Source organism: Rhodococcus sp. WAY2, assembly GCF_009859915.1.
Lineage (GTDB): Bacteria > Actinomycetota > Actinomycetes > Mycobacteriales > Mycobacteriaceae > Rhodococcus_F > Rhodococcus_F oxybenzonivorans.
On the sequence record NZ_CP046572.1, the window covers coordinates 2,496,507 to 2,519,869 of the forward strand.

Here is a 23,363-nt window from a genome sequence, read left to right on the forward strand (position 1 = left end):
TCATAGCTGTTCTGAACGGACCACGTCAGCGGTTGACGGTGGCGAGGTCGCGTTCGATGTCGTGCGCGGCATGACGCAGCGCGGGAATCAGATCGGAGTACAGGTCGTCGAGGCTGTACCGGGCAGCATGGGTGGAGATGTTGACAGCCGCCACCGTCTCGCCGGAGGCCGACCGAATGGGCGCAGCCATCGAGCGCAGCCCCGCCTCGAGTTCCTGGTCGAGTAGGCAGTAGTCGTTCTTCCGAACCTCGAGAATTGCTGATCTCAGATCGGCGGGGGCGCTGATGGTGCGTTCGGTGAGCGGCTCGATCTCGATCCGCGAGAGATACGCGTCGAGTTCCTCGTCGGACAGTCCGGCCAATAGCACGCGTCCCATCGAGGTGGCGTAGGCCGGGAACCGCGTGCCGATGGTGATGCCCACCGTCATGATTCTGCTGACCGGGACTCTTGCGACGTACACGATGTCGTCGCCGTCGAGAATCGACACCGACGACGACTCGTGCACCTGGTGACTGAGCTTCTCGAGGTGCGGCTGCGCGACCTCGGGCAGCGAGAGGCTCGACAGGTAGCTGTAGCCCAGTTCGAGTACGCGCGGCGTGAGCCAGAATGCCGAACCGTCGGTGGCCACGTACCCCAGTTCGACGAGTGTCAGCAGGAAGCGACGCGCGGTGGCCCGGGTGAGATCGGTCGCGCGGGCGACATCGCTGAGTGTGCGTCGCTGGTTCTGCTGGTCGAAGCAGCGGATCACCGCGAGGCCACGGGCCAGCGACTGCACGTAGTCGGGGGAGGGGAGAATCTTCTCCGTCGGTTCGGTTGCGGTCATGTCTGCGAATCATCCTCGGTGTCACCCGGCGACAGGTCGGCGAGGGCCTTCTTTCCGAGCGCAAAACCTCGGTTGCTGTTGGGAACACCGGCATAGACGGCGGTGTGCAGCAGTACTTCGCCGATCGTGTCCGCATCGACGCCGCCGCGCAGCGCCGCGCGAATGTGCATGTCCAGTTCGTGCTCGTTGCCGACGGCGGTGAGGACGGCGATGGTGAGAAGGCGCCGCGTCGTGTGGTCGAGGCCCGGCCGTGCCCAGATGTCACCCCAGGCCGTGCGGGTGATGAAGTCCTGGAATGGTGCGGTGAACTCTGTGGTCCCCTCGATCGACCGATCGACGTGTGCGTCACCGAGAACGGAGCGTCGTACCTTCATTCCCTCGGCGTGCGCTGCCCGGCGTCCGCGTGCGTACCCACCACCGAGAATGTGCTCGCGCAGCAAGGCGGTGACGGCACCGGCCTGTTCGAGGTTGGCCACGTGGGCAGCGGGGGAGAGGATTTCGAATCGAGCACCCGCGATCCCGTCGGCGAGCACCTGCATGACGGACGGCGGTGTCGACGGATCCTCGGCGCCGGCCAGAACAAGCGTGGGTGCGGCGATGCGGGAGAGATCGGCGGTGAAATCCCAATCGGCCAGAGCGTCGCAGCAGGCGGCGTAACCCTCGGGGGAGGTCGCCGCGATCATCTCGCGGTAATGCCGCACGAATTCGGGGTCACGCTTGGCGAGCCCCTCGCTGAACCACCGTGCCACGACGGCATCCGCAAGTGACTCCGGACCGTCGGTGCGCGAGGCGGCAGCACGCTCCACCCATGCGTGCGGTTCGCCGAACTTCGCTGCAGTGCACATCAGCGACAGGGACAGCACCCGGCGCGGAGCGTGGGCTCCGAGCCATTGCGCGATGGCGCCGCCCATCGAGAGCCCCACGATGTGGGCGGCGTCGACATCGAGGACATCGAGCACCGCGAGGACGTCTTCGGAGAGTTCGCGCACGGAGTACGGCCCGTCCGGTGCGGGCGACTCGCCGTGGCCGCGCTGATCGACGGCGACCACCCGGCAGTCGTCGGACAGCGCTGCGATCTGCGGATCCCACATCGACCGATTGGAGCCGAGGGAGCCGAGCAGTACCACGACGGGGGCGTCGGGCGATCCGTTCCTGGGGCCGGAGACTTCATGTGCGAGTGCGACTGTCATCGCGTTCCTTCCCGTCCGCGAGTCACTGTGTCCAGTGCGCGGTCGACGATGTCGTGAGCGTGGCCGAGGTAGCCGGCCGGGTCGAGAAGCGCGCGGATCTCGTGCGCCTCGAGGTGTTCGAGAAGCGCGGGATCCTCGTCGAGGGGACGTCCCGTGCGGCAGGCGGCAGTCACGAGGTCGCGCGCGTTGTGGGTGCGCGTGGACAGGGCGCCGGTGACGCGTTCGGCGAGCAGAAGTCCCCCGGTGAGGTCGAGGTTGCGGGCCATCGCGCCGGGATGCACCTCGAGGTCGCCGAGGCAGTCGGCGATGCGGGCGACGGCCCCGCCGGTGAGACGCAGCAGGTCCGTGACTGTTTCCCATTCGGCGTGCCAAGCTCCCGCCGCCCGTTGCTGCTCATGGTCCATGGAGGCGAGGACAGTGGCGACGAGGCCGGGAACGCGTCGGGCGCCGGCACGGGCGGCGATGGCGGCCACCGGGTTACGTTTGTGTGGCATGGCGGAGGAACCACCGGGCGTGCCCTCGCTGACCTCTCCGATTTCGGTGGCGGAGAGGAAGACGATGTCGGTGGCGATCTTGGAGACCGCACCGGCCGCGGTTCCGAGGGCCGAGGCGAGGATCGCGATGCGTGTGCGGTCGGTGTGCCACGGGACGTCCTGACGCGGCAGACCGAGTTCGTCGGCGAGGGCGTCCGCGACCTCGATGCCGTGCGGATAGAGGGCCGCCGACGTTCCTGCCGCGCCGCCGAGCTGCACAGGCAGATCAATGAGCGCGTCGTCGAGGTTGCGGGAAGCCCTGTGCAGTGCGGTCATCCAGCCCGCGGCGAGAACACCGAAGGTGGTGGGCAGTGCCTGCTGTCCGAGCGTGCGGCCGGCGATCGGCGTGGTGCGTTGCGCCCGCGCCAGCGCCTCGGCGCACACGAGCGCCTCATCCAGCAATGCCAGCACATGAGCGCCCGCGCGGCGGGCGAGAAGGACGAGCGCAGTATCGAGGATGTCCTGACTGGTCGCACCCTTGTGGACATGACTTCCGGGGACGGCAGGATCGGCGGCCGCGAGTTCGGTACGCAGAAGTTTCACGAGCGGTATCACGGGATTGCCGCCCGCCGCCGCTGCCTCACCGAGGTCACCGACGTCGATGGTGCCCTCGGCAACCAACCGCCCGAACAACGACGAGATGGTGTCGGCGGACGTGGTGGGGATGACCCCGCATTTTCCCTCCGCCCTGGCCAAGGCAGCTTCCACCTCGACCATCGCGGTCACCCATGCCCGGTCGGAGAGCAGCGTCGACAACTCCCCGGCGCCGAACGTCGGGTCGAACAATGCGCCTCGGATGGGCGAATTCACGCGAGATCCTTTCACCGATCGGTTACAGGGCGAAGAACGGCGTTTCCCGTCCTTCCGCATTCTGCACGTGGATGGTCAGGTGGTACCCGCGATCGGTCTTTGCGGCGATCAACTTCGGACGGTCCGCTTCGGGAACGGCGGCGAGGACGGGGTCCGCTTCATGAGCCTCGGTGTCCTCGGGAAAGTAGAGACGGGTGTAGAGACGCTCGAGCATTCCGCGGGCGAAGAGACCGACGTTGATGTGCGGCGCCTCCGCGGTGCCGTTCTCCGCGGGGAGAGCGCCGGGTTTGACCGTGTGCACCACGATCGTGCCGGTGTCGTCGGCGAATACTCGTGCCAGACTGCGGAAACCGGCCGGAGTCGCCTCCGCCGCACCGCGGGGATCGGCGGGAGTGTCGAAGCGGCCTTCGGCATCGGCCTGCCAGGTCTCGATCATCGCGTCCACGATGGGCTGCCCGGCGCCGTCGAGCACCGTGAAGGAGACGTCGACGCGTCCCGGCGCATCCTCGGGAACAGTGGTGCCGCTGTTCTCCCAGCGGGGTAGCAGGCCGATGTGCACATACGGTCCCACCGTTTGGGAGGGGGTGACGCCGAAGGGCACTTCGTCCTGACTGCGCGCGAAGACGGGGTAGCGGGGTGCGTCGGGATTCTGGGTGTCGATCATCAGTGGCCCCCTGCCTCGGTGGACGGCTCGAACGGGGTGGCGTCCCGGCCGCGCAGGACGATGTCGAATCTGAACCCGACCGCCCAGTTCTCGCGGGTGTGGTCGTAGTCGAACGTGGCGATCATCCGCTCGCGAGCGGCTTCGGGAACCGAGTTGTAGATCGGATCCTGGAAGAAGAACGGATCGTCCGGAAAGTACATCTGGGTGACCAGTCGCTGCGTGAACGCCTGACCGAACAGGGAGAAGTGGATGTGCGCCGGCCGCCAGGCGTTGTGGTGATTGCCCCACGGGTAGGCGCCGGGCTTGACGGTGGTGAATTCGTAGTGGCCTTGCTTGTCCGTCAGGCAACGAGCCACACCGTTGAAGTGGGGATCCAGAGGTGCCGGCCAGGAGTCGTTCTTGTGGCGGTAGCGTCCGCCGGCGTTGGCCTGCCACACCTCGATGAGGGTGTCGGGGATCGGTTTGCCGGCGCTGTCGAGGACCCGCCCGTGGACGATGATGCGCTGTCCCTGCGCCTCGCCACCGTTGGCGTGAGTCATGTCGTTCTCGCCCTTGGCGACATCGCCGTCACCGAAGACCGGGCCCGTGATCTCGCCCAGACGCTGGGGAATCAGGACCAGATCATTCTTGGGACTGCGTAACCGGGTTGTCTTGTACTCGGGGAAGAGCAACGGCGCATTGGCTTCGTGCCCAGCCCGGTGCGCTGGTAGGTGCAGCATGAAATCCTCGCGTTCTCGATGTGAACAGTCGCCCGCTATACGTACATTGTAGGCGGGATCTGTGATGGGGCCAACAGCCGGGGCGATATTTGTTCGCAATGTGGATGGGTGTTCACTGTGTGAACATTTTCGGGTAGCCTGGGTCACATGGTCAACAAAGTCTTCCCAACAGCGGCCGAGGCTGTTGCCGATGTCCCCGACGGTGCGTCCCTTGCCGTGGGCGGCTTCGGCCTCGTCGGCATCCCCTCGGTGCTCATCGACGCCCTCTTCGCGCAGGGTGCGACCGACCTCGAGACCGTCAGTAACAACTGCGGCACCGATGGTTTCGGTCTCGGGCTCCTGCTCGAGCAGCACCGTATCCGCCGCACGATCAGCTCATACGTGGGCGCCAACAAGGAATTCGCACGCCAGTACCTGAGCGGCGAACTCGAGGTGGAACTCACTCCGCAGGGCACGCTGGCGGAGCGCATGCGCGCCGGGGGAGCGGGCATTCCCGCCTTCTACACCCCTGCGGGGGTGGGAACGCAGGTTGCGGAGGGCGGACTGCCGATCCGTTACGACGGCCAGGGCGGTATCGCCGTGGCAAGCAAGCCGAAGGAAACGCGCGAATTCGACGGCGAGGCCTACGTCCTCGAACGGGCCATCCGCACCGACTTCGCGCTGGTCCACGCCTGGAAGGGTGACCGACTCGGCAATCTCGTTTACCGCGAGACGGCCCGTAACTTCAACCCCGATGCCGCGGGCGCGGGTCGCATCACCATCGCGCAGGTCGAGTACCTGGTCGAACCCGGTGAGATCGATCCGGCCGAAGTCCACACACCCGGCATTTTCGTTCAGCGTGTGGTCGAGGTCGGTAAGCAGGAAACGGGAATCGAGAACAGGACGGTGCGGGCATGAGTTGGACGCGGAACGAGATGGCAGCACGAGTCGCCGCAGAACTCGAAGACGGACAGTATGTGAATCTGGGTATCGGGATGCCTACCTTGATCCCCGGCCACATCCCGGCCGGCAAGGACGTCATCTTGCATTCGGAGAACGGAATCCTCGGCGTCGGGCCGTACCCCACCGAGGACGAGGTCGACCCCGAACTGATCAATGCAGGCAAGGAAACCATCACGGTGGCACCCGGTGGGGCGTTCTTTTCGTCCTCCGATTCGTTCGCGATGATCCGCGGCGGCAGCGTGGACGTGGCCGTTCTCGGCGCCATGCAGGTCAGCAGCCACGGCGACCTCTCCAACTGGATGGTTCCCGGGGCAATGGTCAAGGGGATGGGCGGCGCCATGGACCTTGTTCACGGTGCAGGCAAGGTCATCGTGATGATGGATCATCTCACCAAGAAGGGTGAGCACAAGATTCTCGAGGAGTGCACGCTGCCGTACACAGGCAAGCGGTGCGTACAGAAGATCGTCACCGACCTTGCCGTCATCGACGTGACGGCGAACGGTCTGCGCCTCGTCGAGACCGCGCCCGGCCACAGCATCGAAGAGGTGCAGGCGGCAACGGGCGCCACGCTGCTGGTCGACGCCACCGTGTAGTCCGAGACTTCCGTGTGATCCCAGACTTCGGAGGGCGCGCGGATCGTCGTCGGCTCCTTCGTCAGCCAATGGGTGTTCACAGCGGGAGGCCCGCGACTCGTCCTGAGGGCACGGTCCGGCCGCACATTACGAGGGCGAGGTCTTCGCCCGAGCCGAGGAGTTCGGTACCCGACCCGAATGCCCAGTCCATGTCCGTGGCCACCAGCCGCCGGCCCTCGATGTCGATGCCGAAGCGAGCGTGTCCGCCGCCGTGCGTGAGATCGTCCAGCACGGCCCGGATGGTCTCGTCGGGTACCCGGCGGGTGCATCCGAGCGGCACGGTGGCATCGAGGCCATGGATTACCACGTGGTTGAGGGCGCCGTGATAACCGCCGCCCGGCGGTGTCCAGTGCTGCATCACCTCGGAACGCAGGTTGTCCACGAGCTCGGTTACCGGGAGGCGGGCATCCTCCCGGGCGATCTGGTTGGACAGCCGGGTGAAGTCGAATTGGCAGTCCTGCAACTTGGCCATGAATTCGTCGCCTGAATAGCGCGCCGCCATGGTCAGATGGGCAATCACTTCGCGCACCCTCCACCCTTCGCAGAGCGATGGCGTGTCCCACCGTGCGTCGGAGAGTGCCTCGAGTTGATCGGCGAGTGCCGAGAATTCTGCAGCGACCGCGGGTTGGAGATGCGCGTCGTCATCAGTCATCGCAGACCTTCCCGCCTCCACGTGTTCGGCGACTCCCCGCCGTGGTACACCCACCGTAGACCCGGCTGCACGGCGGTTGGGCGTAATCGGGCCTGCATGGTCAGTGTGTGCCGGCGTTCCCCGTTACTCTCCTCGTGCGGTCATGATGGGGCGGTGACTGCAGACCCACCTGCTCGAGCCGTGCGCCGGCGGTTCCCGTTCCGCGCGGCCGCGACGCTTCTCCTCGCCGCATTCCTGATGTGGATCAGTGCCGCCTGGTATTTCGGTGCGCTCGACTACCCGCTGGACGATTCCAACGGTGCGTTCGTCGAGTGTGGATCGCCGTTTTCACCCACTCCTCGGGAAAGCCTCGCAGTCACGCCGGAGGGTCGACAGGCCGTGTCGGAGGAGGAGCTGTACCGGTTGTGTGCGGCTGCCCTGGACGGCACGGCGCGCATCTCCCTGGTAACCGCCGTGTTCGCGGTGGGTGTCGTTCTTCTCGGCGCACGGTTGCTCCGGACCTTCGTGCACGGCACGAACTGACCGGACGCACTCCTCCCTCCGGGGATAGTGTGGACGGCATGGTCCTGCTCGTACCTCACCGTTTTCGCGGCCCCACGGCGTCGGGCAACGGCGGGTACGTCGCTGGACTTCTAGCCGCGACGCTGGATCACGACGACGCCCCGGCGGGTCCGGTGACCGTGACCCTGCGCACACCGCCACCGCTGGAAGTTCCACTGAAGGTGGTGAGGAGCGAAGGGCGCTCCAGCGCCCAGGACCGGGACGGCACGACCATTGCCGACGCCGAGTCGGCCACTGTCAACGAGCTACCACAGGTCGCGGCAGTGGGCCTCGACGTTGCTCGTGCCTCGTCCGAGAACTATCCCGGCCGAGACCGTCATCCGTTCCCGCAATGTTTCGTGTGCGGCCCCGACCGCGCATCCGGTGATGGCATGCGCCTGTTCCCCGGCCGGATCGCAGACGGCAGCACCGCGTGCGTGTGGTGTGTCGACCCCGACCTCGCGGGGCAGGCGGCTTTCGTGTGGGCGGCGCTCGATTGCCCTGGCGGCTGGGCCGCACCGATCGAAGATCGACCCATGGTGCTGGGCCGAATCACCGCTCGGATATCGGCGCTGCCCGAGCCTGGCGAGAACTGCGTGATCACGGGCCGACTGATCGGCTCCGAAGGGCGCAAGGTGTGGACTGCGACGACGGCCTACGGAGCCGACGAACGTGAACTCGGTCGTGCCTCCGCTACGTGGATCACCCTGTGAGTTGGCCGCTCCCGCTGCATCGAGGGGGACCTGGAAGAAAGTAGGATTCGAGCGGCAGCGGCGGCGACCTCAGTCGGCCATCGCCTCTGCCAATTCCTCGACCTCCTGGATGACCGGTTCGGGCACACGGACCGTACCGGGGGTGTAGGTGACCGATCGCAGTCTGCCGGTGAAGCGGAAAGTCCCGCGGCGTTCCCGAAGCTCCCACACCACGGGTCCGCGGGCGTCGACGCCTACCGAGATCCCGGTCCAGGGCGCCATGCCGACCAGCTGGAACTGGTCGTCGAGGGTGGCCACGTCCGTTTTGACCCCGGCCGAGTCGGTGAGGGCGACGGTGAAGTTCCACCGGACGGATTCGGTGGCCTGTGCCCGCACCTGCACGCCCACCACAGCCGCGCCGAGGGGCGCGGAGGTATGCGCAACCCGGCCGTAGCTGTTGACGGCGAACACAATTCGGCCGTCTTCGACGTAGAGCACGTATCCGCCGTGCGGGTCGCCGTGGGCCACGAGCACGCCTTCGTCGTCCCCGGTGATCTCGTGTGTGGCGACGTCAATGGTGAAGTCGCGGTACTGGATCAGCACGCTGGACCGATAGCGTTCCAGCGTCGGCGTGCCCGCGAGGATCTTCACCGGCTCTGCCAGCCGACGCTCGTCGGGGCGCCGCTGCACGGCCTTGCGGTCGTTCAGGATGGGGAACACCGTGTTGTGCCAGGCCGCCCGGTCCCAGGCCTCGGCGAGTTCGCGCACCTTCTCGGGAAACAGATGTGCGACATCGGTGGTCTCGGCCGGGTCGGACTCGACGTCGAACAGCTGCCACTGCGGATCGTCGACCCGGGTCGGATCCGTGTGCAGCGACAGCAGTTTCCAGCCGTCCCGGTAGAACCCGCGGTGACCACCGAACTCGGCGTACTGCTCCGTGTGCGGGGTGGGCTGCGCGGCGTCACGCAGAACGTCGGCGATACTGACACCGTCACGCTCCTGGGCGGGAAGCCCGTTCCGGTGGCTCGGAGTTTCGAGTCCAGCGAGATCCAGGAGCGTCGGCGTGATGTCGGTGACGTACGAGTACTGCTTGCGCAGTCCGGTGTCGCCGTCGGCACGCCCGAGTCCGGCCGGCCAGGACAGCAGGAACGGCACCCGGACACCACCGGCGAACGTCTGGCCCTTGTAGAACCGGAACGGGGTATTCGACGCCTGCCCCCAGCCGCGCGGGTAGTGGACGCCGATCCTCTCCGAGCCGATCAGTTCCTCGTCGTGCGGAACGTCGCGCACCCAGTCCGACGGGACCGGTCCGTGCACGAATTGGCTGAAGTACGAACGCGTTCCCGCCGCGCCGCCCTCAGCGGTGCCACCGTTGTCGGACGTGAACACGATGATGGTGTTGTCGGTCTCGCCGAGTTCGTCGAGGGTGTCGAGCACCCGCCCCACGCTCTGGTCGATGCTGTCGACCATCGCGGCGTAGACCTCCTGGTACCGGGCGAACCGCAGCTGCTCCTCTTCGGTGAGCTCGTCCCACGGCGGCGCGTCGTAGCCGGGTTCGGTGTTGCGTTCGGCCATCTGGGTGCCGGGCGGGAAGAACCCTGCCTCGAGCTGCGCGTCGAAGCGGCTGCGTCGCACTGCGTCCCAGCCCTCCGTGTAGCGGCCGCGGTACTTGGCCAGGTCTTCGGGCTTGGCCTGGTGCGGTCCGTGCATCGCGATGTGCGAGAAGTACAGGAAGAACGGCTTGTCGGCGTCGTGGGCGCGCAGGCTCTTGATCCGCGAGACGGCCTTGTCCGTGATGTCATCGGTGACGTAGTAGTCCGGCGGATACTCCTCGACGTCGACCACGGAGTTGTCCGAAATCAGCTCGTTCGGGTAGTAGAACGAATTCAACCCCTCGAGCGAGCCGTAGTAGCTGTCGAATCCACGCTGCAGGGGCCAGGAGTCACGGGTGCGGCCCGGTGCGAGGTTGGTGTCGCGCGCGAGATGCCACTTGCCGACCGCGTGCGTGGCATACCCGTTCGCGCGCAGAATCTCGGCGAGGCTGAGCGCGTCGTCGGCGAGTTCCATGCGCAGTCCGGGGAAGCCGGGATCGAAGTTGGCCACGCTGCCGTAGCCGGCGCGGTGCGGGTTCAGGCCGGTGAGCAGCGCCGCGCGAGCCGGTGAGCAGACCGAGGTGGTGTGATAGTTAGACAGTCGGTAACCGCTGTCGGCGAGCCGGTTCAGGTTGGGGGTGTCGATTTCGGAGCCGAACGGTCCGATGTCGGCGTAGCCCATGTCGTCGACCAGGATCACGACGATGTTCGGTGCGCCGGGCGGAGCTGTGGTCTCAGGACCCCACCAGGGAGTCGACTCGGCGCTGGTTCGCCCGATACGCCCGCCGAATCCCTCGTATCCCCGCGCCCCGGGCGGGACGGGCGGTTCGGCCGGTCGCTGCTCGCTTCTGCCGTCGTCCACATTCGTCACGAACACAATTCCTTCCACCGTGCCGGGCGTACTTCCCCGGACAACCCGAGAAGACGGTACGGGTGCCGATCCCGTCCCTCAGTACTTGAAATCAGGTGGATTCCATCCCCGCCGGACCGGCTGCCCCGTGTCGGCCTCGCCCCGGGGTCGTACCAGCGGTACGTTCGTTCGATCTGACGCAACGAACGTCCCGTTCGTGCGGAGTGCAGGTGTCGACGGAGTGCAGGTGTCGACGAAGTACAGGGGTCGGCGGAGTGCACGGGTCGGCGGGGCAGCAGGGGGATCTGTGGAGTCGCATCGGGGAAGACCGCACGCAGGAAGACCGCACGCAGAAACCGCGCACGCACGGACCACGGATACGGCGACTAGGCCCAGTATTCGGGAGTTGTGGCCGTACGCGCGCGAGCATCGGCGGCTTCTCGGTGCGGCGGTGGTGTTGTCGGTGGCTGCGGCCGGGGTGAGTCTCGCGCAACCCTTGGTCGTGGGCGGAATCATTGCCGCAGTCAGCGACGGACGATCATGGGGCGGGCTGGGGTGGGCGCTGGTCGGCTTGCTGGCCGTCGAAGTCGGCGTGGGGACGATGCAGTATTACCTGTTGCATCGGACCGCCGAAGGTGTGGTCCTCGGCGCCCGCACCGATCTGATCCGTCACGTGCTGCGCTTACCGATCAGCGAGTACCGCCGCCGTGATGTCGGTGATCTCGTCTCCCGGGTGGGATCGGACACGACGCTGCTTCGCGGTGCACTGACCGAGGGGCTCGTCGATGCACTCGGCGGCGTCTTCGTTCTGGTCGGTGCGCTGGCAGCGATGCTGCTCCTCGACCCGGTTCTCGCGGGGGTGACGGTGACGGTGATCGCGATAGTCGTGGCCGTCTCCCTGCTGGTGGGCAACCGACTGCGCAAGTTGATGTTCGACACCCAGAGCCGCCTCGGCGACCTCACCGGAGATCTGACCCAAACACTGTCCGCCGTCACCGTCGTTCGTGCCAACGGCGCTACCGAACGGGCACAGGCTCGGCTCGACGAGCGGGCTGCAGCCGCATTCGCTGTCGGCGTGCGCGCGGCACGGTCGAGCGCTGCGATACAACCGCTCGGACGGGCCGCGGGTCAGGCGTCGCTGCTGATCGTCCTCGGCATCGGCGGCTTCCGGGTGGCCGCGGGAAATATGACGGTGGCCGAGTTGGTGACCTTCGTTCTCTTCATGTTCTTGTTCATGGGCCCGGTGAATGTCGGATTCGCCGCGGTGCAGTCCGTCGCAGGGGCGCTCGGTGCCCTGCAACGCATCACCGAAATCCGCCGCGTGCCCACCGAGGACGCCGCCGACACCATCCGCCACCGCGCTGTGCCGCACACAGCGGGACCCATGCTGCAATTTCACGACGTGCACTTCGCCTACACGCCGGGGCATGCCGTGCTGAATGGGGTGAGCGTCAGCGTGGAGCGCGGCTCACGTACCGCAGTGGTCGGGCCGTCCGGGGCCGGTAAAACCACACTCCTGGCCCTGATCGAACGCTTTTACGACATCGACCGCGGCCGAATCGCCATCGGTGGCATCGACATCACCGAGTTGCCCCGCGCAGTCCTGCGCGAGCAGATCGGGTACGTGGAGCAGAACTTGCCCGCCGTGGCCGGGAGTATCCGCGACAACCTCACGTTCGGAGCCCCGCACGTGAGCGACGAGCGGTGCCGCGCGGCGCTGAAAGCTGTCGACCTCCTCGGCCGGGTCGATGCCGAGCCGAGGGGTCTCGACGCACAGATCGGCGAGAACGGTGTCCGCCTGTCCGGCGGGGAGCGACAACGGCTTGCGCTCGCCCGTGTTCTTCTCACCGAGCCGCCGCTGCTTCTGCTGGACGAGCCGACGTCGAGTCTCGACAGCCGCAACGAGGAAATCTTCCAGATCGCTCTCGACGCCACCGCCTCCGATCAGACGGTGCTCATCGTCGCGCATCGTCTCGCGACGGTGAAGAACGCCGACCAGATCGTCGTCCTCGACTCCGGCCGCATCTCCGCTGTGGGTGCCCACGACGAACTCTTGACCACCAGCCTGCTGTACCGCGAACTCGCCCGTCACCAGATGATCGGCGCCCCGAATCCGTAGGAATCCTCGCGGGGAAGCGGACCGACCCCGAATTATTACGACGGCGCGACGCGCAGCGGCCGTACCCTCGACGCATGGGTGTGCGCGTTCGAGCCGTAAGCAGGAAAGACATCTCCGAGTCGGCCCGGGTCCTCGCCGACGCCTTCTTCGACGACCCCGTCATGGAGTGGATGTGGCCCGATCCGGCTCGCCGACGACACGGACTGCCGCTGCTCTTCGCGGCCGATATGAAATATCACCACCTTGCCGGCGGAGGGGCCGAACTCGCGGTCGATGCCGACGGCGTCGTGCGCGGCGCCGCGATGTGGGATCCGCCCGGGCGGTGGAAGCAGTCCACGTGGTCGTCGGTTCTCAGCCTTCCGCGCCTGGTGCAGGCATTCGGTGGGCGCCTCGGCGTCGGTGCGGCAGTGAGCGGAACCATAGATTCGGCGCACCCGGCGGAGCCGCGGCACTGGTATCTCGCGACGATCGGGACGTCGGGTGCCGGCCGTGGCGGTGGCTACGGCAAGGCACTGATGCAGTCGCGGCTCGACCGCTGTGACGCCGAAGGGTTGCCCTCCTACCTCGAGTCCAGCAAGCAAGGAAACATCCCGTACTACGAGCGCTTCGGCTTCGAGGTCACGCGGGAGATCCGGATACCCGACGGTGGACCCGCAGTGTGGGCGATGTGGCGAGAGCCCAAAAGGGATCCCTTAGGATAGGCTCGCCAAGCCTGAACCGGAGCGAACGTTTCGCCCGGCGAACGAGAGGGTCGCCTGCATGAACCTGGGTCAACAGAGAGCCGGCCTGAGCCGCCGCGGTTTCCTCGTCGGTACCGGGGGAGCATTGCTCGCTTTCGCCGCGGCCTGCAGCAGTTCCGGGAACTCGGGCGGTGACGAGCCCTCGGGACCCCTGGTGGCGCACAAATACGGGGAAACCCAGGTGCCGGTGGATCCGCAGCGCATCGTGAGCGTCGGCTACAACGATCACGACACAATTCTCGCTCTCGGTGGCACTCTCGCCGGCACGTTCGACTGGTACGGCGACTACCCGTACGGAGTCTGGCCCTGGGCGCAGGATCTGCTGGGCGACGCGCAGCCGGAAATTGTCGGCACCGCCTCCACCAACATCGACTTCGAAAAGGTCGCGACGGTGGGGCCCGACCTCATCGTCGGCACCTACTCCGGCCTGACGCAGGCGCAGTACGACAAACTCGGGGCCATCGCTCCGACAGTGGCGCAGCCATTGGGTTTCGCCGACTACGGCGTTCCCTGGCAGGACCAGACGCGCGTTCTCGGCACTGCCCTCGGTAAGGAGGACAAGGCAGCCGAACTGGTGTCCGCGGTGGAGAAGCAGTACGCCGACGTCCGAGCCGCCAACCCGTCCTTCGCCGGCAAGACCGTGCTCGTGGGCGCACTCAAGGGTCCGGGGCAGTTCGGGGTGTACGGGCCGGAAGACCCGAAGGTGCGATTCTTCACCGACCTCGGCTTCGTCAATCCTCCTGTCACCCAGCAGATCACCGGCAACTTCGCGGAGATCAGCACCGAGCAGCTGTCGCTGGCGAATGTGGATCTGCTCGTCTGGTACGCCGGTGGTGGTTACGGTGACAAGTTGCGCGAAGAACTCGCCAAGACGCCGATCTACCAAGAACTCGACGTGGTGAGAGCGGGCCGCACCATCATCCTCGAGGACGCCGCCGCCGAGGCGATGGCCTGGAGTACGGTGCTGAGCCTGCCGTACGCCCTGACCGAGATTCCGCCGCGGATCACACCGCTCATCGACTGACCACGCGCGGTATCGAACGTCTCGGCCCTTCGGCGGCGCGACGCTCGGCGATGTCCGACGACACGCGGCGCGTCCGTGGTACCAACGAACCGTGACCGCGATTCCTGAACTCCACGCCGGAACTCCTTTCGACGATCTCGACGACTATCTGGCTCTCGGCCGCCTCGCCGGCCTGGTGTTGTCCCCGGACGGGCGCCGTGTCGTCGTGACGCAGTCGACACTCGACGCGAAAGCGACCAAATACGTCACGGCGCTGTGGGAGATCGATCCCACCGGGGAACGGGCGGCACGTCGACTGACACGAGGGCGGACCGGTGAAACCAATCCGGCGTTCACGAGCAACGGTGACCTCCTCTTCACGTCCTCGCGGCCGACGCAGGACGAGGAGGAATTGCCCGAATCCCTGTGGCGGCTCCCCGTGGGCGGTGGTGAGGCGGCCGTGATCGCTCACCGGAGCGGTGGGATCACCGGGGTGCGGGCGGCGCGGTGTGCTCCGCGGTTCGTCGTGACCACCGGCGTGCTGGGACGGTCGGGGGAGAAGGACGAGGACGAGCGCCTGCGCTCCGAGCGCAAGGACAAGAAGGTGTCCGCGATCCTGCACTCCGGTTACCCGATCCGGTACTGGGACCACGACCTCGGACCCGACGTTCCCCATCTGCTGTCTGGGACGCTGGGCGACGCGTCGCAGGACGAGGCGGTAAAGGACGTCGTCGACCTCACATCCATGCCCGGCCCTGCACTGCGTGAAGCGAACTACGCGCTGAGCGAGGACGGTACCTTCGTCGTCACGTCCTGGACGGTTCCCGGTCCGACGGCCTCCATCCGGACGATCCTCGTGCGCATCGATACCGAGACAGGGAATCGGACGACACTCGTCGACAATCCCGCCGCCGACCTGTCGAATCCGGTGATCTCGCCCGGCGGTGAGTATGTGGTCTTCAGCAGGGAGTCTCACGCGACTCCGGACGGTGCGCCTCGATTCACGCTGCACCGCTACAGCTTCGAGACGCGAACCGTGGCGGACGTGGCACCGGGCTGGGACCGCTGGGCCACTTCCGTGCAGTGGCTACCCGACGGCTCGGGGCTGGTGCTGACGGCCGACGACCACGGCCGCGCGCCCCTCTTCGTTGTCCGCGGCGGTGCGGAACCGACGCCGGTGACGACGGATGATTACGCCTACACCGATATCCACGTGGCCCCGGACGGATCCGCGGTGTTCGCCCTGCGGGCGTCGTACGCGACTCCGCCCCACCCGGTGCGCGTCGACCTCGCCACGGGAGCGGTCACGGTGTTGCAGGCGCCGCAGGATTCCCCCGAGCTTCCCGGAACGCTGACCGAGGTCGAGACCACCGCGGACGACGGGGTGCCCGTGCGGGCCTGGCTGGCCTTGCCGAACGGCGCGTCCGCGCACGCACCCGTCCCGTTGGTGTTGTGGGTGCACGGCGGACCGCTCGGTTCGTGGAACACGTGGTCGTGGCGTTGGAACCCGTGGTTGCTGGTGGCACGCGGCTACGCGGTGCTGCTGCCCGACCCGGCACTGTCCACAGGGTACGGTCAGGAGTTCGTGCAGCGGGGCTGGGGACAGTGGGGCAAGGCGCCGTTTACCGACCTCATGGCGATCACCGATGCGGCGGTGGCATTACCCGAGATCGACGACAAGCGTACGGCAGCGATGGGCGGATCGTTCGGCGGATACATGGCCAACTGGATCGCCGGGCACACCGACCGATTCCAGGCGATCGTCACCCATGCGAGCCTGTGGGCGCTGGACCAGTTCGGACCCACCACGGACGCCGCCTGGTACTGGCAGCGGGAGATGACTCCCGAGATGGCCGTGGAGAATTCACCGCACCTCTACGTCGCCGACATCGTGACGCCCATGCTGGTGATCCACGGCGACAAGGACTTCCGCGTTCCCATCGGCGACGGGTTGCGGTTGTGGTACGAACTGCTCTCGGAGTCGGGGCTGCCCGCCGACGACGAGGGCCGCACGGCGCACCGCTTCCTGTACTTCCCGGACGAGAACCATTGGATCCTCAGCCCTCAGAACGCGAAGATCTGGTACCAGGTGGTGTTGTCGTTCCTGTCCGAACATGTTCTCGGCGAAGAGGCACCCCTACCGGAAATCCTCGGATGATCGGCCCGGAAATCCTCCGAGGGGCCTCTCGCCGAGGCGCCGAGAGGCAGGTGGGCAATTCGGACACAACGTGCGACACGTCGGCTGGATGACGTGAAGTAGCGATTCTCTCGCTACGGTGTTCGATAAGCACCCCGAATTGAAGGAGACATCGTGGCACTTCCCCAGCTCACTGACGAACAGCGGGCCGCAGCTCTCGAGAAGGCCGCAGCCGCTCGACGTGCGCGTGCAGAACTGAAGGGCAAGCTCAAGTCGGGTGACGTCACTCTCAAGCAGGTCCTGTCCAAGGCCGACGTGGATGACATCATCGGCAAGACCAAGGTGAGCGCCATCCTCGAGGCTCTGCCCAAGATCGGCAAGGTCAAGGCTCAGGAAATCATGGCCAACCTCGAGATCGCCCCGACTCGGCGCCTTCGTGGCCTGGGTGATCGCCAGCGTGACGCCCTGCTGGCTCACTTCAGCTGACACTGCCTCGGGAACCGCACCGCACCGCCGTTCGGGGGTGCGGTGCGGTTTCCGTTGAAGGACCCCCCGACACCTCGCCGTCTGTGCAACCAGTGGGTTGCGCAACGGCGATCGACGTGCAACCCTGGGGTGGCACATATGCGGCGAGGTGAGGATGATCATGAGCACTTCCGGGGTGTCGACCGACCGGATCGAACGCGAAATCTTCATCGCGGCCCCAGTGCAGCGGGTGTACCGGCTGGTGAGCGAGCCCGGCTGGTTCATCGGTGACGGAGACCCGAGTGCACGCACCATCGTTCGTGAGGGCGACGTCTACGTAGTCGAATACCCGCCGTACGGACGGTTCCCCGTTCTGCCCGTCCGGGCCGACGCTCCGCACTACGTCTCGTTCCGTGGGGGAGACGAGCCTGGTGCGCCCCTGAACGAGGGCAACTCCACGCTGGTCGAATTCTTCCTGTCCGAGCACCGCGACGGCACGATGCTGCGGGTCGTCGAGAGTGGATTCGACGCACTGTATGCGAGTGCAGAACGACGGGCTGCCGCTCTCGACGACAATTCCCGAGGCTGGGAGATGCAGCTTGCGATCGCAAAGCGGGACGCCGAGCGGTCGTAGCGAACGATTGGTGCGCGTGTTGCAGCGTCAACTGCGCGGTCCGCAGCGAGTTGGGGGCATACTCGACATAGAGGCCGGACCGAATCTCGGGAACCCGGAGATGTGTACACGGCCCCCACCCGCTTCAATCAGCGGAACTGCCGCGGCCCGCTACGGCAGACGAACCGGAGGAAACCTTGACCAACCAGCATGTGCAGCTCTTCTCCGAGCAGCACCCGCCTACCGGAACCACGCCCCTCCCGCGTGGAGACGAGGGCGACGAGCCGGCGCAGTCCGTGGACGCCCACCATCCCACGGCAACCGAGATTCACCTCACACTGTTCAGCGACCGGTAGAGAGCAGCAGTCGGCAGCCCTACACCGCTGTCGGTCGCTCTCGGCGGCCCGCACGTTCGAGGGTCGCGTCCGCGTTCACTAGACTCGACGGGTGACCAGTGCAGCTCCCGAAAATTCCCAGAACCGCGCCGATGCCCTCCCGAAGAGCTGGGATCCCAGCTCCGTCGAGGCCGACCTGTATCAGGGCTGGGTAGACGCCGGTTACTTCCGTGCGGATCCTTCCAGCAGCAAGCCCGGTTACTCCATCGTGCTGCCGCCGCCCAACGTGACCGGCAGTCTGCACATGGGTCACGCACTCGACCACACGTTGATGGACGCACTGAGTCGCCGCAAGCGCATGCAGGGCTACGAAGTGCTGTGGCTGCCCGGCATGGACCACGCCGGCATCGCCACCCAGAGCGTGGTGGAAAAGCAGCTCGCCGCCGACGGCAAAACGAAGGAAGATTTCGGCCGCGAACTCTTCATCGACAAGGTGTGGGACTGGAAACGCGAGTCCGGCGGAACCATCGGTGGGCAGATGCGCCGCATCGGCGACAGCGTCGACTGGAGCCGGGACCGTTTCACCATGGACGAGGGACTGTCCCGGGCCGTCCAGACCATGTTCAAGCGGATGTACGACGACGGCCTCATCTACCGGGCCGAGCGTCTCGTCAACTGGTCGCCCGTGCTGCAGACCGCCATCTCCGACATCGAGGTGAAGTTCGAGGACGTCGAGGGCGAGCTGGTGTCGCTTCGTTACGGCTCGTTGAACGACGACGAACCGCACGTCGTGGTCGCCACCACCCGCGTGGAGACGATGCTCGGTGATACCGCCGTGGCCGTCCACCCGGACGACGAGCGGTACAAGCACCTGATCGGAACGACGCTCGAGCACCCCTTCACGGGGCGCGACATCCCGATCATCGCGGACGAGTACGTCGATCCCGAATTCGGTACCGGTGCAGTGAAGATCACGCCGGCGCACGACCCCAACGACTTCGAGATGGGTCTTCGGCACAACCTGCCGATGCCGACCATCATGGACAAGACCGGCAAAATTGCCGACACAGGAACTCAATTCGACGGACTCGATCGTTTCGAGGCGCGGGTCAAGGTGCGAGAGGCGCTGGCCGAGCAGGGCCGCGTTGTCGCCGAGAAGCGCCCGTATCTCCACAGTGTCGGCCACTCGGAGCGCAGCGGTGAGTCCATCGAACCGCGCCTGTCGCTGCAGTGGTGGGTGAAGGTCGAGTCCCTCGCGAAGGCGGCCGGCGATGCGGTGCGCAACGGCGACACCGTGATCCACCCGACGAGCCAGGAGCCACGATGGTTCGCCTGGGTCGACGACATGCACGACTGGTGCATTTCGCGCCAGCTGTGGTGGGGCCACCGGATTCCCATCTGGTATGGACCCGACGGTCAGGTGGAGTGCTTCGGGCCCGACGAGACCGTGCCCGAGGGCTGGGAGCAGGATCCCGATGTTCTCGACACCTGGTTCTCTTCCGGACTGTGGCCGTTCTCGACCATGGGCTGGCCGGAGAAGACCCCCGAGCTCGAAAAGTTCTATCCCACCAGCGTTCTCGTCACCGGGTACGACATCCTGTTCTTCTGGGTGGCGCGGATGATGATGTTCGGCACCTACGTGTCGGAGGACGAGGCCCTTGCGGCCGGAAAGTCCGGCCCGCAGGTTCCGTTCGAAGACGTTTTCCTGCACGGCCTCGTCCGCGACCAGTTCGGCAAGAAGATGTCGAAGTCGCGGGGCAATGGCATCGATCCCCTCGACTGGGTCGACCGCTTCGGCGCCGATGCGCTCCGCTTCACTCTCGCCCGCGGTGCCAACCCCGGCAGCGACCTGTCGGTCGGTGAGGATCACGCGCAATCGTCGCGGAACTTCGCCACCAAATTGTTCAACGCGACCAAGTTCGCGTTGATGAACGGCGCTGCGCCCGCTCCGCTTCCCGATCGCGGGGAGCTGACCGACGCCGACCGGTGGATCCTCGACCGTCTCGAGCAGGTGCGCGGCGAGGTCGATGCAGCTTTCGACCGTTACGAGTTCAGCAAGGCCTGCGAGGCGCTGTTCCACTTCGCGTGGGATGAGGTCTGCGACTGGTATCTCGAGTTGGCCAAGGTGCAGTTCGCCGAGAACGACACCGTTGCCGCGACCACCCGAAGCGTTCTGGGCACCGTGCTGGACGCTGTGCTCCGGCTGCTGCATCCGGTGATCCCGTTCGTCACCGAAACGCTGTGGAAGGCGCTGACGGGCGGTGAATCCGTCGTTGTCGCGCAATGGCCGCAGAGCACCGGCGCGGCGGCGGATCCGGTTGCAGCCCAGCGCATCGAGGACATGCAGCGCCTCGTGACCGAGGTGCGCCGTTTCCGCAGTGATCAGGGGCTCAAGCCCTCGCAGCGCGTGCCTGCCCGCGTGAGCGGCATCGTGGAGGCGGATCTGAACACCCAGGTCGCCGCCATCACGTCGCTGGCACGGTTGACGGCGCCGGAGGAGGGTTTCGAGGTATCGGCGTCCGTCGAGGTGCGCCTCAGCAAGGGCACCGTCACCGTCGACCTGGACACCTCCGGGAACGTCGACCTCGGCGCGGAGAAGGCCCGGCTCGAAAAAGACCTCGCTGCGGCGGAGAAGGAACTCGCGGGCACTGCCGCAAAGCTGTCCAATGAGGCCTTCCTGGCGAAGGCTCCCGACGCTGTCGTGGAGAAGATCCGCACCCGCCGGCAGATCGCCACCGAAGAGATCGAACGCATCACCAAGCGACTGAAGGAGCTGGAAGGCGCGTGACCTCGCCCGACTCCACGCCGGAGAAAGTCAGCCCGGTCGACCTCGCCGAACTGGCATTGGTCGAGGCGGAACTCGACAAACGCTGGCCCGAGACGAAGATCGAACCCTCTCTCACTCGGATCGCAGCGTTGATGGACGTGCTCGGTTCGCCACAGAGGGGATACCCCGCTATCCATGTCACCGGAACCAACGGCAAGACGTCGGTGACGCGGATGATCGACGCCCTGCTGACCGCACTGCACCGCCGGACGGGACGCACCACCAGTCCCCACCTGCAGCTCGCCACGGAGCGGATCAGTATCGACGGGCGTCCGGTGTCACCCCGGCGGTACGTCGACACCTACCGCGAGATCGAACCCTACGTTCAGATGATCGACCAGCAGTCGGAAGCTGCGGGTGGGCCGCGGATGAGCAAGTTCGAAGTACTCACCGCGATGGCCTACTCGGCCTTCGCCGAAGCGCCGGTCGATGTGGCCGTGGTGGAGGTGGGTCTCGGCGGGCGCTGGGATGCGACGAATGTGATCGACGGCGAGGTCGCCGTGATCACACCTGTCAGCCTCGACCATGCCGAGTATCTCGGCGACGATCTCGCCGGAATTGCCGCGGAGAAGGCCGGGATCATCAAGAAGGGTCGCGAGGATGCCGTCGTGCCGCGCGACGCGGTCGCCATCATCGCCGAGCAGACGCCCGAGGTCATGGACGTGCTCCTGCGCCGAGCCGTGGAGGTCGACGCTGCCGTGGCTCGGGAAGGGGCCGAATTCACTGTCCTGGCGCGGCAGATCGCCGTCGGCGGTCAGCAGTTGGAACTGCAGGGCCTCGGCGGCGTGTACACGGACATCTTCCTGCCACTACACGGAGAACATCAGGCGCGCAACGCCTCTCTCGCACTGGCTGCCGTCGAGGCGTTCTTCGGTGCCGGCCCCGACCGCCAACTCGATCAGGAGGCGATTCGGACGGCCTTCGCCTCGGTGGTCAACCCCGGTCGCCTCGAGCGTGTGCGCAGCGCCCCCACCGTCTTCCTCGACGCCGCCCACAACCCCGACGGCGCAAGGGCGCTCGCCGCGGCGCTCACCGCCGAGTTCGACTTCCGCAAGCTCGTCGGGGTCGTCAGCGTCATGGGGGACAAGGACGTCGAGGGCATCCTCGCAGCGCTGGAGCCCGTTTTCGACGAACTTGTGGTGACCCACAACGGCTCGCCTCGCGCCATGGACGTCGAGGACCTCGCCAATCGGGCGGTCGCGAAATTCGGTGACGAGCGCGTCGTTGTGTCTCCCACTCTCGCGGATGCGCTGGAGACAGCCATCGGTCTGGCCGAGGAAGTTGCGGAACCGGGTGAGGCAGTATCGGGTGCGGGCGTGGTGGTCACCGGATCCGTGGTGACCGCCGGTTCGGCCCGCACCCTCTTCGGAAAGGACCCAGCGTGAGCGAGCCAGATTCGAGTGCCCCGGACTTCGGCCCGCCGGCCAAGGATCCCTGGAAAGGTTTCCGCGGTGTGGTCGCCGGATCGCTGGTCCTCGAAGCGATCGTCGTGCTCCTCGCCCTGCCCGTCGTCGCCACCGTGGGTGGGGGAATCACCTGGGTGTCGGGTTCCTACTTGGTGGGTCTCGCCGTGCTGATGATCCTCGGAGCCGGCCTGCAAGGCCGGTCCTGGGCGATGACCTACAACCTCTTGCTGCAGGTCGCGCTCCTTTTCGGCTTCTTCGTGCACGTGTCGATCGGCGCGGTCGGCGTGGTCTTCGCCATCCTGTGGGGATACCTTCTCTACTTTCGGAAGAATGTTCGAGAAAGAATGGAGCGGGGCCTGCTTCCTGGGCAACGGGACTGACCATTTAGGCTGTCCGCCGTGACTGAGCGCACCCTTGTACTGATCAAGCCTGATGCTGTTGCCCGCGGATATGTAGGAGAAATCCTCGGTCGGATCGAGCGGAAGGGTTTGACGATCTCTGCGCTCGACCTGCGCACCGCACCCACCGACGTCGCGGCAACCCACTACGCCGAACACGAAGGACGTCCGTTCTACCCGAGCCTGCTCGAGTTCATCACCTCGGGACCGCTCGTCGCGGCGGTACTCGAGGGTCCGCGGGCAATCGCAGCGTTCCGTCAGCTGGCCGGCGGCACCGACCCCGTGGAGAAGGCGTTGCCGGGAACGATCCGCGGCGACTTCGGGCTGGAAGCCCAGAATAATCTGGTGCACGGTTCCGACTCGGTCGAGTCGGCTGAGCGGGAGATCGCCCTCTGGTTCCCGCACCTCGCCTCACGCTGACCAATGCTTCTCGCGCCGCGGCGTGGCGTCCGTCAGAACGTGTTGCAGACGGATCGGTGCGCCGCTGGCACGGAGTGCGGCACACGTGTGGGATACTGAGGGCGGTTGAACCGCAAATTGTGCTTCACGCGGCTTCGACCGGATGACACCTCGGCTCGATGCCCTTCATCGCTGCCCCTACGTCAACAGGAAGTCCCTGGGCGGATCGGCAAGCTGGATGATCAGGCGCTCGCGTCGCGGACTCACGCCATCCGCAAGGCA

22 protein-coding genes are annotated in these 23,363 nt (G+C 66.4%); 15 read left to right on the forward strand and 7 right to left on the reverse strand.

Annotated elements, in window-relative coordinates; all coding sequences use genetic code 11:
* Positions 1-25: 25 nt before the first annotated feature.
* Genes GFS60_RS11610 through pcaH form a run of 5 tightly spaced genes read right to left on the reverse strand, consistent with a single transcriptional unit; the run spans position 26 to position 4,739 of the window.
* Entirely contained in the window at positions 26-823 is a 798-nt protein-coding gene (locus tag GFS60_RS11610; protein WP_109328878.1) for an IclR family transcriptional regulator, read from the reverse strand.
* A complete protein-coding gene (pcaDC, locus tag GFS60_RS11615) occupies positions 820-2,013 on the reverse strand; it encodes a bifunctional 3-oxoadipate enol-lactonase/4-carboxymuconolactone decarboxylase PcaDC (RefSeq protein ID WP_159921359.1) in 1,194 nt (397 codons plus the stop codon). The genes GFS60_RS11610 and pcaDC overlap by 4 nt, the downstream gene beginning before the upstream one ends.
* Positions 2,010-3,356 (reverse strand): 3-carboxy-cis,cis-muconate cycloisomerase, encoded by a 1,347-nt coding sequence (pcaB, locus tag GFS60_RS11620; protein WP_159921361.1) that lies wholly within the window; start codon positions 3,354-3,356, stop codon positions 2,010-2,012. Before pcaB ends, pcaDC begins: the two co-directional genes overlap by 4 nt.
* Before the next feature lie 22 nt (positions 3,357-3,378).
* Positions 3,379-4,020, reverse strand: a complete 642-nt coding sequence (gene pcaG / locus GFS60_RS11625) for a protocatechuate 3,4-dioxygenase subunit alpha (RefSeq protein ID WP_109328884.1) — start codon at positions 4,018-4,020, stop codon at positions 3,379-3,381.
* The gene (pcaH, locus tag GFS60_RS11630; RefSeq protein WP_159921363.1) at positions 4,020-4,739 is read right to left on the reverse strand and encodes a protocatechuate 3,4-dioxygenase subunit beta; all 720 of its coding nucleotides are present in this window, start codon (positions 4,737-4,739) and stop codon (positions 4,020-4,022) included. Before pcaH ends, pcaG begins: the two co-directional genes overlap by 1 nt.
* Before the next feature lie 147 nt (positions 4,740-4,886).
* Between pcaH and GFS60_RS11635 the strand changes: the two genes are divergently transcribed.
* On the forward strand, positions 4,887-5,636 hold the full coding sequence (locus tag GFS60_RS11635) for a CoA transferase subunit A (protein WP_159921365.1): 750 nt from the start codon (positions 4,887-4,889) through the stop codon (positions 5,634-5,636).
* Positions 5,633-6,274 carry a CoA transferase subunit B gene (locus GFS60_RS11640; RefSeq protein WP_159921367.1) on the forward strand — a complete coding sequence of 214 codons (642 nt, stop codon included), beginning with the start codon at positions 5,633-5,635 and terminating at the stop codon, positions 6,272-6,274. The genes GFS60_RS11635 and GFS60_RS11640 overlap by 4 nt, the downstream gene beginning before the upstream one ends.
* A gap of 76 nt (positions 6,275-6,350) precedes the next feature.
* Here the strand turns inward: GFS60_RS11640 and GFS60_RS11645 are convergent, their stop codons facing one another.
* Positions 6,351-6,965, reverse strand: a complete 615-nt coding sequence (locus tag GFS60_RS11645; protein WP_159921369.1) for a maleylpyruvate isomerase family mycothiol-dependent enzyme — start codon at positions 6,963-6,965, stop codon at positions 6,351-6,353.
* A gap of 153 nt (positions 6,966-7,118) precedes the next feature.
* Here GFS60_RS11645 and GFS60_RS11650 point away from each other — a divergent pair, with 153 nt between their 5' ends.
* Together GFS60_RS11650 and GFS60_RS11655 are read left to right on the forward strand one after the other, a co-directional pair.
* Entirely contained in the window at positions 7,119-7,487 is a 369-nt protein-coding gene (locus tag GFS60_RS11650; protein WP_159921371.1) for a hypothetical protein, read from the forward strand.
* A gap of 38 nt (positions 7,488-7,525) precedes the next feature.
* The gene (locus GFS60_RS11655) at positions 7,526-8,218 is read left to right on the forward strand and encodes a hypothetical protein (protein WP_201453555.1); all 693 of its coding nucleotides are present in this window, start codon (positions 7,526-7,528) and stop codon (positions 8,216-8,218) included.
* 69 nt (positions 8,219-8,287) lie between these two features.
* Here GFS60_RS11655 and GFS60_RS11660 read toward each other — a convergent pair whose 3' ends face one another.
* Positions 8,288-10,651, reverse strand: coding sequence for an arylsulfatase (locus GFS60_RS11660; RefSeq protein ID WP_159927082.1), 2,364 nt, complete (start codon positions 10,649-10,651; stop codon positions 8,288-8,290).
* A gap of 394 nt (positions 10,652-11,045) precedes the next feature.
* Here GFS60_RS11660 and GFS60_RS11665 point away from each other — a divergent pair, with 394 nt between their 5' ends.
* The 11 genes from GFS60_RS11665 to ndk all read left to right on the forward strand — a co-directional run bounded on the left by GFS60_RS11665 (position 11,046) and on the right by ndk (position 23,102).
* Complete coding sequence (locus GFS60_RS11665; protein ID WP_159921373.1) at positions 11,046-12,758, forward strand: ABC transporter ATP-binding protein; 1,713 nt, start codon at positions 11,046-11,048, stop codon at positions 12,756-12,758.
* A gap of 74 nt (positions 12,759-12,832) precedes the next feature.
* Positions 12,833-13,459, forward strand: coding sequence for a GNAT family N-acetyltransferase (locus GFS60_RS11670; RefSeq protein ID WP_159921375.1), 627 nt, complete (start codon positions 12,833-12,835; stop codon positions 13,457-13,459).
* A 58-nt stretch (positions 13,460-13,517) separates the two neighbouring features.
* Complete coding sequence (locus GFS60_RS11675) at positions 13,518-14,522, forward strand: iron-siderophore ABC transporter substrate-binding protein (RefSeq protein ID WP_159921377.1); 1,005 nt, start codon at positions 13,518-13,520, stop codon at positions 14,520-14,522.
* Between the two features lie 91 nt (positions 14,523-14,613).
* Entirely contained in the window at positions 14,614-16,659 is a 2,046-nt protein-coding gene (locus tag GFS60_RS11680; protein WP_159921379.1) for a S9 family peptidase, read from the forward strand.
* 153 nt (positions 16,660-16,812) lie between these two features.
* Entirely contained in the window at positions 16,813-17,124 is a 312-nt protein-coding gene (gene mihF / locus GFS60_RS11685; protein WP_109328903.1) for an integration host factor, actinobacterial type, read from the forward strand.
* A 154-nt stretch (positions 17,125-17,278) separates the two neighbouring features.
* Positions 17,279-17,737 carry an SRPBCC family protein gene (locus tag GFS60_RS11690; protein WP_159921381.1) on the forward strand — a complete coding sequence of 153 codons (459 nt, stop codon included), beginning with the start codon at positions 17,279-17,281 and terminating at the stop codon, positions 17,735-17,737.
* Positions 17,738-17,913: 176 nt separating this feature from the next.
* Positions 17,914-18,072: a hypothetical protein gene (locus GFS60_RS11695; RefSeq protein WP_159921383.1), complete on the forward strand. Its 159-nt coding sequence runs from the start codon at positions 17,914-17,916 to the stop codon at positions 18,070-18,072.
* Positions 18,073-18,163: 91 nt separating this feature from the next.
* Positions 18,164-20,839: a valine--tRNA ligase gene (locus GFS60_RS11700; protein ID WP_159921385.1), complete on the forward strand. Its 2,676-nt coding sequence runs from the start codon at positions 18,164-18,166 to the stop codon at positions 20,837-20,839.
* Positions 20,836-22,263, forward strand: coding sequence for a bifunctional tetrahydrofolate synthase/dihydrofolate synthase (gene folC, locus GFS60_RS11705; RefSeq protein WP_159921387.1), 1,428 nt, complete (start codon positions 20,836-20,838; stop codon positions 22,261-22,263). Before GFS60_RS11700 ends, folC begins: the two co-directional genes overlap by 4 nt.
* Positions 22,260-22,664 carry a DUF4233 domain-containing protein gene (locus GFS60_RS11710; RefSeq protein WP_109328911.1) on the forward strand — a complete coding sequence of 135 codons (405 nt, stop codon included), beginning with the start codon at positions 22,260-22,262 and terminating at the stop codon, positions 22,662-22,664. The genes folC and GFS60_RS11710 overlap by 4 nt, the downstream gene beginning before the upstream one ends.
* 18 nt (positions 22,665-22,682) lie before the next feature.
* Positions 22,683-23,102 (forward strand): nucleoside-diphosphate kinase, encoded by a 420-nt coding sequence (gene ndk / locus GFS60_RS11715; RefSeq protein WP_159921389.1) that lies wholly within the window; start codon positions 22,683-22,685, stop codon positions 23,100-23,102.
* Positions 23,103-23,363: the final 261 nt, after the last annotated feature.

What these genes read in the sequence shown, in the direction of transcription:
- GFS60_RS11610 (WP_109328878.1), bottom strand. Translation starts at nt 823, where the DNA reads ATGACCGCAACCGAACCGACGGAGAAGATTCTCCCCTCCCCCGACTAC.
- pcaDC (WP_159921359.1), bottom strand. Translation starts at nt 2,013, where the DNA reads ATGACAGTCGCACTCGCACATGAAGTCTCCGGCCCCAGGAACGGATCG.
- pcaG (WP_109328884.1), bottom strand. Translation starts at nt 4,020, where the DNA reads ATGATCGACACCCAGAATCCCGACGCACCCCGCTACCCCGTCTTCGCG.
- pcaH (WP_159921363.1), bottom strand. Translation starts at nt 4,739, where the DNA reads ATGCTGCACCTACCAGCGCACCGGGCTGGGCACGAAGCCAATGCGCCG.
- GFS60_RS11635 (WP_159921365.1), top strand. Translation starts at nt 4,887, where the DNA reads ATGGTCAACAAAGTCTTCCCAACAGCGGCCGAGGCTGTTGCCGATGTC.
- GFS60_RS11640 (WP_159921367.1), top strand. Translation starts at nt 5,633, where the DNA reads ATGAGTTGGACGCGGAACGAGATGGCAGCACGAGTCGCCGCAGAACTC.
- GFS60_RS11645 (WP_159921369.1), bottom strand. Translation starts at nt 6,965, where the DNA reads ATGACTGATGACGACGCGCATCTCCAACCCGCGGTCGCTGCAGAATTC.
- GFS60_RS11655 (WP_201453555.1), top strand. Translation starts at nt 7,526, where the DNA reads ATGGTCCTGCTCGTACCTCACCGTTTTCGCGGCCCCACGGCGTCGGGC.
- GFS60_RS11670 (WP_159921375.1), top strand. Translation starts at nt 12,833, where the DNA reads ATGGGTGTGCGCGTTCGAGCCGTAAGCAGGAAAGACATCTCCGAGTCG.
- GFS60_RS11675 (WP_159921377.1), top strand. Translation starts at nt 13,518, where the DNA reads ATGAACCTGGGTCAACAGAGAGCCGGCCTGAGCCGCCGCGGTTTCCTC.
- GFS60_RS11690 (WP_159921381.1), top strand. Translation starts at nt 17,279, where the DNA reads ATGATCATGAGCACTTCCGGGGTGTCGACCGACCGGATCGAACGCGAA.